10 protein-coding genes are annotated in these 10077 nt (G+C 52.4%); all 10 read right to left on the reverse strand.

Features of this window, described 5'->3' with window-relative positions; all coding sequences use genetic code 11:
• Positions 1-32 precede the first annotated feature (32 nt).
• The 10 genes from purN to purE are packed head-to-tail and all read right to left on the reverse strand — an operon-like array spanning position 33 to position 9982.
• On the reverse strand, positions 33-635 hold the full coding sequence (gene purN / locus H525_RS0118720) for a phosphoribosylglycinamide formyltransferase (protein WP_027417433.1): 603 nt from the start codon (positions 633-635) through the stop codon (positions 33-35).
• Positions 632-1675: a phosphoribosylformylglycinamidine cyclo-ligase gene (purM, locus tag H525_RS0118725; protein WP_027417434.1), complete on the reverse strand. Its 1044-nt coding sequence runs from the start codon at positions 1673-1675 to the stop codon at positions 632-634. Before purM ends, purN begins: the two co-directional genes overlap by 4 nt.
• Before the next feature lie 16 nt (positions 1676-1691).
• Positions 1692-3131, reverse strand: a complete 1440-nt coding sequence (purF, locus tag H525_RS0118730) for an amidophosphoribosyltransferase (RefSeq protein WP_051331162.1) — start codon at positions 3129-3131, stop codon at positions 1692-1694.
• Positions 3116-5287: a phosphoribosylformylglycinamidine synthase subunit PurL gene (purL, locus tag H525_RS0118735; RefSeq protein WP_081413505.1), complete on the reverse strand. Its 2172-nt coding sequence runs from the start codon at positions 5285-5287 to the stop codon at positions 3116-3118. Before purL ends, purF begins: the two co-directional genes overlap by 16 nt.
• Before the next feature lie 37 nt (positions 5288-5324).
• On the reverse strand, positions 5325-6017 hold the full coding sequence (purQ, locus tag H525_RS0118740; RefSeq protein WP_027417437.1) for a phosphoribosylformylglycinamidine synthase subunit PurQ: 693 nt from the start codon (positions 6015-6017) through the stop codon (positions 5325-5327).
• 3 nt (positions 6018-6020) lie between these two features.
• The gene (gene purS, locus H525_RS0118745; protein ID WP_027417438.1) at positions 6021-6269 is read right to left on the reverse strand and encodes a phosphoribosylformylglycinamidine synthase subunit PurS; all 249 of its coding nucleotides are present in this window, start codon (positions 6267-6269) and stop codon (positions 6021-6023) included.
• A complete protein-coding gene (purC, locus tag H525_RS0118750) occupies positions 6262-6981 on the reverse strand; it encodes a phosphoribosylaminoimidazolesuccinocarboxamide synthase (RefSeq protein ID WP_027417439.1) in 720 nt (239 codons plus the stop codon). Before purC ends, purS begins: the two co-directional genes overlap by 8 nt.
• A 41-nt stretch (positions 6982-7022) precedes the next feature.
• Entirely contained in the window at positions 7023-8318 is a 1296-nt protein-coding gene (gene purB / locus H525_RS0118755) for an adenylosuccinate lyase (RefSeq protein ID WP_027417440.1), read from the reverse strand.
• A gap of 15 nt (positions 8319-8333) precedes the next feature.
• On the reverse strand, positions 8334-9497 hold the full coding sequence (purK, locus tag H525_RS0118760; RefSeq protein WP_245590532.1) for a 5-(carboxyamino)imidazole ribonucleotide synthase: 1164 nt from the start codon (positions 9495-9497) through the stop codon (positions 8334-8336).
• Complete coding sequence (purE, locus tag H525_RS0118765; protein ID WP_027417442.1) at positions 9494-9982, reverse strand: 5-(carboxyamino)imidazole ribonucleotide mutase; 489 nt, start codon at positions 9980-9982, stop codon at positions 9494-9496. Before purE ends, purK begins: the two co-directional genes overlap by 4 nt.
• Positions 9983-10077 lie beyond the last annotated feature (95 nt).

The raw sequence follows: 10077 nt of genomic DNA on the forward strand, positions 1-10077 counted from the left end.
CACTCCTCCGTTATTTAAGGCATACTTTGCTTCTATATAATTGTAACCTTTCGGCTCTCAATTCGTACGGTACGATTGACAATGGCCTGAATCACCTGCGGCAGAAGGATATGCTCCTCCTCATGGATGCGTTCGGCTAACGACTGCTCCGTATCATCCTCATGGATAGGAAGCGCACACTGGGCGATAATCGGTCCTGTGTCCATGCCTTCATCGACGAAATGAACAGTAATGCCCGTTATTTTTACCCCATAGCGAAAAGCCTGTCCGATCGCATCCTTGCCGGCAAAAGACGGTAGCAGCGATGGGTGAATATTAATGATTCTCCCTCCGTACGCCTGAAGCAGCGTCTCGCCGATCAGCCGCATATATCCCGCCAGAACAATCAGCTCCACACCGGCCTCACGCAAGCGTGCAAGAATTTCTTTTTCAAATTCAGCCTTGTCCGCATACTGCTTCGGCTGAAAGACAAAAGTCGGGACTCCATACGCGTCCGCCCGGTCAATGACATGCGCACCGGGCTTATCGCAGACAAGCAGCGCAACCTCCGTATCGGTTAGCCAATCTTCCCGAATTGCCTGTAGAATCGCTGCGAAGTTCGAGCCGCTCCCTGAGGCAAATACCGCGATCCTCATTCCCAGCTCACCCCGCCAAACTGGACGTCACGGCTTCCGGCGGCAATGCGTCCGATGAGAAACGCTTTTTCTCCGGCTTCTTCCACGATCCGGATCGCTTCGATTGCGTCTTCGTTTCGCACAACGGCAATCATGCCGATTCCCATATTAAACGTGCGGAACATATCCTTTTTCGAAACGTTTCCTTTTTCTTCTACGAGAGAAAATACAGGGGGAACCGGCCATGACCCGTATTCGACGATAGCGGATGTCCCTTCCGGCAGCACGCGCGGAATGTTATCATAAAAACCGCCGCCCGTGATATGCACAAGCCCCTTGACCTTCAGCGAATCAATCAGTGTAAGGCAGGGCTTCACATAAATCCGGGTAGGAGTCAGCAAGGCTTCTCCCAGCGTTGTCCCGAGTTCCGCCACTTCATCCTGTAAAGAATACCCGCCTTCTTCCAGCAGCACTTTGCGCACAAGCGAGAATCCGTTGCTGTGGAACCCGCTTGATACCATACCGATTAAGACATCACCCGGTTCAATACTTTTCCCATCAATGATGCGGTCTTTATCCACTACCCCGACACTGAAGCCGGCAATATCGTATTCCTCATTCTGATACATCCCCGGCATTTCAGCCGTTTCACCGCCGATTAAAGCGCATCCTGACTGCTCGCATCCATCTGCAATTCCTTTGACAATCGCTTCAATGCGCTCAGGTACTACTTTTCCACAGGCCAGATAGTCGAGAAAAAACAGGGGCTCGGCTCCCTGCACGACAATATCATTCACGCACATGGCCACCGCATCAATTCCGATTGTATCATGTTTATCCATGCTAAAAGCGAGTTTCAGCTTCGTCCCGACTCCGTCCGTTCCGGAAACAAGGACGGGATTTTTGTATTTTTGAATATCGAGCCCGAACAGCGCGCCAAACCCGCCTAAGTCAGTGAGGACTTCCGGGCGAAACGTTCGTTTTACGTGTTTTTTCATTCGTTCTACTGCTTCATTCCCCGCGTCAATATCAACACCCGCCTGCTTGTATGCTTCGCTCATCTGCTCTTCCCTCCAGCTATTTATCGGTACAATTTTTCGTATCTTCATAAATCTCGGTCGGGTAACATCCGTTAAAGCAAGCCAGACAGTGGCCGCGGTTCGGCCCAATGTCCGGGCGCCCGATTGCATCCACCAGCCCTTCCGGCGAAAGGAAGTACAAAGAGTCCGCCCCAATCGTTTCCCGGATTTCCTCCAGTGATTTTCTCGCGGCAATCAATTCTTCCCTGCTGGACGTATCGATCCCGTAAAAACAGGGGTTTTTAACCGGCGGCGAACTGATGCGGACATGCACCTCGGTTGCGCCGGCTTCGCGCAGCATGCTGACAATGCGGCCGCTCGTGGTGCCCCGCACAATCGAATCATCGATCATGACGACGCGCTTCCCTTCTACGACTTTACGCACCGCGCTGAGCTTCATTCGCACGCCGCGCGCCCGCATTTCCTGCGTTGGCTGAATAAAGGTCCGGCCGACGTAGCGATTTTTCACAAGTCCGAGCTCATAGGGGATACCCGCCGCTTCCGCATATCCGATGGCGGCGGAAATACTGGAATCCGGCACACCCGTAACAACGTCCGCTGCCACAGGCGCCTCTTCCTGGAGCTTGCGTCCGAGCTTCTTGCGGGCAAGGTGAACGTTAATACCATCTATATCGCTGTCAGGGCGCGCAAAATAAATGTATTCAAACGAGCAAATGGCCCGCTGGGTCTGGCCGGTAAACCGCTCGGAGCGCAGACCCTCTTCATCGATAATAATCATTTCTCCCGGCTCGACTTCCCGCAGGTACGTCGCCCCCACGGCTTCAAACGCGCACGTCTCGGAAGCAACGACATACCCGTCACCAATCGTACCTATCGAAAGAGGACGCAGCCCATTCGGATCGAGGGCGGCGATCAGCTTATTCTCCGTCATCATCACAAGGGCATACGCGCCTTTAATCATGCGGAGCGATTCCCGCACAGCCTGCTCAATGTCATAACCGGAGCGCGCAATCAGGTGAGCCACTACTTCCGTATCACTTGTCGTTTGAAAAATAGACCCCTGACGTTCCAGCTGGTGGCGAATTTGATCGGCGTTCACGAGGTTGCCGTTGTGCGCAAGCGCGAGATTGCCCTTGCTGTACTTGAAAATAAGCGGCTGGGCGTTTTCAATTTTGCTTTCGCCTGCCGTCGTATATCGCACATGGCCGATCGCTATCCGGCCATGAATTTTGCTGAGTTCATTGTTATTAAAAGCCTCAGTGACCAGGCCCATCCCGCGGTGATTCGTGAATCTTTCGCCGTCTGATGCGCAGATTCCCGCGCTTTCCTGCCCACGGTGCTGCAGGGCATGAATCCCGTAATACGTAATTTGCGGGGCATCGGGGTGATTATACACCCCGAAAACACCGCACTCTTCGTTCAATTTATCCCAGAGATCATCGTGCTCCTGATTCTCTATGATTACGCCATCAGACATGCAATCGCATCCTTCCAGGCCGCCTTCAGGTCTGAGAGCGGTGTATTCATAATTTCCCGCCGGTTTATTGTGATCCGGACATCGTTTCCGCCAACCGTGCCGATTCGTGTACAGACAATGCCGTTCTTTTCCGCAATCTTCCGCACTTCAGCTTCGTGATCAGGCTTTACGCTAAGCAGAATGCGGGATTGTGATTCGCTAAACAAGGCCGCATCGGGGCGCAAATCAATATTCCACTCGACTCTTACGCCAAGCCCAGGTTCAGCCGATTCAACGAGGGCGACAGCCAGCCCGCCTTCCGCCAGATCGTGGGCGGAAGCAACCAGCCCTTTTTGGATAGAAGTCAGAACCGTTTGCTGCAGCCTTTTCTCCACTTCGAGGTCAATAGCCGGCGGGCGTCCCGCGATGCTCCCGTTCACCATCTTCTGGTATTCGGAACCGCCGAGTTCATCCTTTGTCTCACCGAGCAGAAGGATCACATCGCCTTCGCTTTTAAAAGATTGAGTTGTAATATGGTCCGTGTCATGTACAAGTCCTACCATGCCGACAACTGGTGTCGGGTAAATTGCTTCTCCAAGCGTTTCATTATATAAACTTACATTCCCTCCGATAACCGGCGTGTCCAAAACGCGGCACGCTTCACTCATCCCGTCGACCGCTTTTTCAAACTGCCAGAAGATTTCCGGTTTCTCCGGGCTGCCGAAATTGAGGCAGTCTGTAATCGCAAGCGGTTCGGCACCGGAACAGACAACGTTGCGCGCCGCTTCGGCTACGGCAATCGCACCGCCCGCCTGCGGATCAAGATAAACGTAGCGCCCGTTGCAGTCGATGCTCATCGCCAGCGCTTTGCGGGTGCCGCGGATAGCAACCACCGCCGCGTCCGAACCGGGTCGTACGGCCGTATCGGTACGAACCATATAATCGTATTGGGAATAGACCCATTCTTTGCTTGCCACCGTCGGAGCCGCAAGCACCGCACGCAGCGCTTCGCTGTAGTCCGCCGGTTCATCGATTAAAACGGTATCAGCGGACGCGTTTTCCCTGTAATAAGCCGGTTCGGTACTTGGCTTATGGTAGACCGGTGCATCTTCGGCCAGGCTGTCAACCGGCACTTCCGCCGCGACTTTCCCTTTATGGAGAAGACGAAGTTTTCCGTCGTCCGTTACACGTCCGATGACAACAGAGTGAAGGCCCCATTTTTCAAATATGGCTTCCACTTCCGGCTCCCGTCCTTTTTTAACGACGACGAGCATCCGCTCCTGTGATTCAGAAAGCATCATTTCATAAGGGGTCATGCCTTTTTCCCGCTGCGGCACAAGGTCAAGGTCAAGCTCAACCCCGTTGCCCGCTTTACTTGCCATCTCGGCACTGGACGAGGTCAGCCCTGCGGCGCCCATATCCTGTATCCCGACTACAGCGTCGGTATTAATCAGCTCAAGGCACGCTTCGAGAAGAAGCTTCTCCATAAACGGGTCGCCCACCTGGACGGCCGGACGCTTCGCTTCCGACGCGTCACTCAGTTCTTCCGAGGCGAATGTCGCCCCGTGGATTCCGTCACGTCCCGTTGCGGCGCCGACATACATCACCGGGTTCCCGATTCCTTGCGCGACTCCTTTTTGAATTTTATCATGGTCGATTAATCCGACACACATGGCATTGACGAGCGGATTCCCGTCGTAGCAGGGGTCAAATACAACCTCGCCGCCCACAGTCGGAATTCCCATACAGTTCCCGTATCCCGCGATGCCGGCTACCACATTTTCAAAAAGGTACTTCATGCGCGGCGTCGTAAGTTCTCCGAAACGCAGCGAGTTTAACATCGCGATTGGGCGGGCGCCCATGGAAAACACATCGCGGATGATACCGCCGACTCCCGTTGCGGCGCCCTGGTACGGTTCAATGGCAGACGGATGGTTATGGCTTTCGACTTTAAACACAACTGCCTGATTATCACCGATATCAACGATGCCGGCTCCTTCGCCAGGTCCCTGCAGGACGCGCGGCCCTTTCGTCGGAAAACGACGCAGCACGGGCTTTGAGTTTTTGTAGCTGCAGTGCTCAGACCACATCACGCTAAACAGCCCGGTTTCCGTATAGTTAGGCTGGCGTCCAAGTATGCGGACAACCTGAGCGAATTCCTCATCCGTCAGTCCCATCTCACGATAAATTTTTTCATCTGCAATCTGCTGTGGATTAGGCTCTTTGTGCTGCACCGTGTTTCTCCCTCCAGTTGGATAGAATCGAAGTAAACATACGTTTTCCGTCTTCTGAGCCGAGCCACTTATGAATCGCCCGCTCCGGATGGGGCATCATGCCAAGTACATTGCCTTCTTTATTAATTATTCCGGCAATTGCGTCAACCGATCCGTTAGGATTGTTTCCTTCATAGCGAAAAACGATTTGCCGGTTTGCTTTCATTTCAGCCAGAGCAGCCTCATCACAGAAGTAGTTGCCATCCCCGTGCGCGATTGGAATTTGAATCACTTCTCCCGCTTCATATTCAGAAGTAAAAGCGGTGTCGGCGTTTTCCACGCGAAGCGGGACGATCCCACAGCGGAATTTTAGACTTTGATTGCGGCGCAGCGCTCCCGGGAGCAAGCGTGCCTCGGTTAACACCTGGAACCCGTTGCAAATCCCCATGATTAGCTTTCCGTCCTGTGCCGCCTTTTTGATGGCTTCCATCACTGGCGCCATCCCGGCCATCGCACCGGGGCGCAAATAGTCGCCGTACGAGAATCCGCCGGGAAGGAGAATGCAATCATAGGCATCCAGATCCGTCTGCGTATACCACACATATTCGACAGGCTGTTCCAGGCAATCTTCTACCGCTTTGTACATATCAATATCGCAGTTCGAACCAGGGAATACGATTACCGCACATTTCATTGCTTATCCCTCCGTCACTTCAAAACGATAATCTTCGATGACCGTATTGGCGAGAAGTTTTTCACACATTTCTTTCAGGCGTTCCTGCGCTGCCTCAAGGCTTGGAGCGTTGAGTTCCATTTCCATATACTTCCCGATTCGAGTATCGGAAACTTCATCAAAACCTAGCGAATGAAGGGAACTTTTAACCGCATTCCCCTGTGGATCAAGGACAGACTCTTTCAACGTAACATAGACAATCGCCTTAAACATGGATGTCTCCTCCTAAGCGAGTTAAGATTTCTTTGTAAGCATCCTCTACTGAACCGAGATCGCGACGGAAACGGTCTTTATCAAGTTTTTCTTTTGTGTCCGCGTCCCAGAAACGGCATGTATCCGGAGAGATTTCATCAGCAAGCAGCAGCGTTCCATCATCCAGCCGGCCAAATTCCAGTTTAAAATCAACGAGAATCACGCGGCGTTCTTTCATATATTCCACAAGCACGTCATTAACCTGGAGAGCCATGCTGCGGAGGGAATTGCGCTCCTCCCCCGTTGCGATGCCAAGCACATCGATGTGTGAGTCGTTAATAAGCGGATCTCCCAGCGCATCATTTTTGTAGTAAAACTCAACCACCGGGTGGGAAAGGGGCGTTCCTTCTTCCATCCCAAGACGCTTTGCAAGAGACCCGGCGGCGATGTTGCGGACGACGACTTCAAGCGGTACAATTTCCACCTGGCGCACAAGCTGCTCCGTGGCTGACAATTCTTCAACAAAGTGATTGGCGATGCCTTTCTCTTTCAGCATGCGGAAGAAAATCGAGGTAATGCGGTTGTTTAATTTCCCTTTTCCCGTGATCTGCGCCCGCTTCTCTCCATTGAACGCCGTGGCATCATCTTTGTATTCCACCCACAAAATACCGGGCTCATCCGTACGATAAATTCGTTTAGCCTTTCCTTCATACAACATTTCTTGTTTATTCACCTTGATTTCCTCCCCGCTTGTCGGTCGTTCTTTTATTTTATTTACAAACCAAGACGATCAAAAATCGTATCGACATGCTTTAAATGCCAGCTATAATCAAAGCAATCCGCAATCTCTTCCGGGGTTAACAGTTCCTGTACTTTCGGGTCCGCTTCAATAATGCCGCGGAAGGAGCGCTGTTCTTCCCATGCCTGCATCGCACGCGGCTGAACGGTATCATAGGCGGCTTCCCGGCTTAATCCTTTGTCGATGAGCTTAAGCAGCACGCGCTGTGAGTAAATCAGGCCAAAGGTGCGGTCCATGTTGCGCTTCATATTTTCCGGGAAAATGGTCAGGTTTTTTACGATGCTGCCGAACCGGTTCAGCATGTAGTTAATCAACTGGGTGGCATCCGGCAAAATGACGCGTTCTACTGAAGAGTGGGAAATATCCCGTTCATGCCACAGCGGTACATTTTCATAAGCCGACAGCATGTGGCCCCGGAGTACGCGGGCAAGGCCGGAAATGTTCTCGCTACCGATCGGGTTGCGTTTATGCGGCATGGCGGACGAACCCTTCTGACCTTTCGCAAACGCCTCTTCCACTTCCCGAGTTTCACTTTTCTGAAGTCCGCGGATTTCAACAGCAAACTTATCAAGGGAAGTGGCAATGAGAGCAAGTATGGCCATATATTCCGCATGGCGGTCACGCTGCAGCGTCTGTGTGGAGATAGGCGCAGGCTCAAGTCCCAGCTTTTTGCACACATATTCTTCAACGAACGGGTCAATGTTTGCGTATGTTCCAACCGCCCCGGAAATTTTGCCAAAAGCGATGTTTTTCTTCGCATGGCGGAAGCGATCGAGGTTGCGCTTCATTTCCTCGTACCAGAGCGCCATTTTTAAACCAAACGTCGTCGGTTCCGCATGAACGCCGTGTGTGCGGCCCATCATTACCGTGTATTTGTGTTCCTGCGCTTTCGCCTTCAGGATAGCAATAAAGCGTTCAAGGTCTTTTTCAATAATTTCATTCGCCTGCAGCAGCAGATAAGACAGCGCCGTGTCCACAACGTCCGTGGATGTTAAGCCGTAATGCACCCATTTCTTCTCATCGCCTTCAATCGTTTCCGATACGGCGCGGGTAAAGGCGACTACATCATGGCGCGTTTCCTGTTCGATTTGATAGATTCGGTCAATCGAAAAACTTGCATTCTCCCACAGTTTTTTTACATCTTCTTTAGGGATGACTCCAAGTTCGGACCAGGCTTCACAGGCGAGAATTTCGACCTTTAACCATGCATTAAATTTATTCTCTTCGGTCCAGATGGCCGCCATTTCGGGGCGGGTATAGCGTTCAATCATGCGAATTCCCTCCGTCTATTTCCAAATTCCTATTTTATCTATAATTTTTAAAGCGTCGTCAACGGATTCGGCCGCCACGTTCAGGTGGCCCATCTTCCGCTTCGGTTTGCTCTCTTTTTTTCCATACAAGTGTAGTTTAACCGAGTCCGGGAGATTTGCGACCTGCTCCATCAGCGGGTCAAGGTGTTCTCCCAATATATTGACCATCACTACCGGTGTAAGCAGCCGGGTTGAACCTAACGGAAGATTGCATATGGCCCTGACATGCTGTTCAAACTGCGACGTTACACACGCGTCCATTGTATAATGGCCGGAATTGTGCGGGCGGGGTGCCAGTTCGTTAACGACAAGTTCCTCATTTTTCGTGACGAACATTTCCACTGCAATCAGACCGGTGACATCGAGTTTATCGGCGATCGTTTCAGCCAAGTCGGCCGCCTTCTCCGCAAGGAAAGAAGAAATCCGCGCCGGAACGATGGAAAGGTGAAGAATATTTTCTTTGTGAATGTTCTCGGCGGCAGGGAACGTGCGGATTTCACCGGACAGGCTGCGTGCCGCAATAACCGATATTTCTTTGGTAAAAGGAATAAATTGCTCAATGATGATTTCTGTCTGAAACTCCTGCAGTGCAATAAAAGCGGTCGCAGCTTCTTCGGCCCTGCGAATCACGCGCTGGCCTTTCCCGTCATACCCCCCCGTCGCTGTCTTCATCACAGCGGGCAGCCCAAGTTCATCAATGGCCTGCTCTGCTTCTTGTTCGCTCGATATGATGCGAAACGGAGCGACGGGAATTCCATGGGAAGCAAGGGTCGACTTCTCACGAATCCGGTTTTGCGTCATGCGGAGCAGTTCGCTCCCCTGGGGAACAAACGCCTCTTCCTCCAGCACGGCCGCTACGCGTGCATCCACGTTCTCAAATTCGTACGTAATCACATCACTGATACGGGCCAGTTCGCGTACGCCGGCTTCATCCGTATACACTGCTGTAATCTGCCGGTCCGAAACCTGTGCGCTCGGCGCGTCTTCGACCGGGTCCAGAGTAGCGAACCGGTATCCCATCTCCCGGCCGGCTAAGGCAATCATCCGGCCCAACTGACCGCCGCCGAGAATCCCAATCGTCGCACCTGGTTTTATCACCGTATGTTTTCCTTTGATTTTTTCGTTCATTATATCATTCATAAGAGCGGGCTCGCCTCCACCACTTGACGCTTGATAGTTTCCCGCCTGCGCTCAAAATTTTCACGGATGTCCGGGTGCTTAATCCCGAGAATTTGGGCCGCCAATAATCCGGCGTTAATCGCCCCCGCTTTACCAATCGCAACGGTTGCGACCGGCACACCTCCAGGCATTTGGACGATGGACAGAAGCGAGTCCAGACCGTTTAAGGCGGCGGACTTAACCGGCACTCCGATAACGGGAAGTGATGTTTTAGCCGCCACCATCCCTGGCAGATGAGCAGCCCCTCCCGCTCCCGCGACAATCACTTCAAGCCCGCGACCCTGCGCCGATTCGGCATATTCGAACATAAGATCCGGCGTCCGGTGTGCGGACACAACCTTTTTTTCGTAAGGAACTTCCAGTTCATCGAGAATCGCACACGTCTCTTTCATCGTTTCCCAGTCGGAGGTGCTTCCCATGATGACCCCTACTAGCGCATTCGCCATCCTGCTTTGTCTCCCTTCGATTTTTCACTACGGTTATTTATCGCTTACGCTGAGAAAAACTCGCGGGCGTTGCCGCTCGTCCTTTTTCTGCAGGG

Source organism: Aneurinibacillus terranovensis DSM 18919 (assembly GCF_000430625.1).
Taxonomy (GTDB): domain Bacteria; phylum Bacillota; class Bacilli; order Aneurinibacillales; family Aneurinibacillaceae; genus Aneurinibacillus_B; species Aneurinibacillus_B terranovensis.

Excerpts from the sequence above, each read along its gene's own strand:
- purN (WP_027417433.1), bottom strand. The coding sequence starts at position 635 with ATGAGGATCGCGGTATTTGCCTCAGGGAGCGGCTCGAACTTCGCAGCG.
- purM (WP_027417434.1), bottom strand. The coding sequence starts at position 1,675 with ATGAGCGAAGCATACAAGCAGGCGGGTGTTGATATTGACGCGGGGAAT.
- purF (WP_051331162.1), bottom strand. The coding sequence starts at position 3,131 with ATGTCTGATGGCGTAATCATAGAGAATCAGGAGCACGATGATCTCTGG.
- purL (WP_081413505.1), bottom strand. The coding sequence starts at position 5,287 with ATGGGACTGACGGATGAGGAATTCGCTCAGGTTGTCCGCATACTTGGA.
- purQ (WP_027417437.1), bottom strand. The coding sequence starts at position 6,017 with ATGAAATGTGCGGTAATCGTATTCCCTGGTTCGAACTGCGATATTGAT.
- purS (WP_027417438.1), bottom strand. The coding sequence starts at position 6,269 with ATGTTTAAGGCGATTGTCTATGTTACGTTGAAAGAGTCTGTCCTTGAT.
- purB (WP_027417440.1), bottom strand. The coding sequence starts at position 8,318 with ATGATTGAACGCTATACCCGCCCCGAAATGGCGGCCATCTGGACCGAA.
- purK (WP_245590532.1), bottom strand. The coding sequence starts at position 9,497 with ATGAATGATATAATGAACGAAAAAATCAAAGGAAAACATACGGTGATA.
- purE (WP_027417442.1), bottom strand. The coding sequence starts at position 9,982 with ATGGCGAATGCGCTAGTAGGGGTCATCATGGGAAGCACCTCCGACTGG.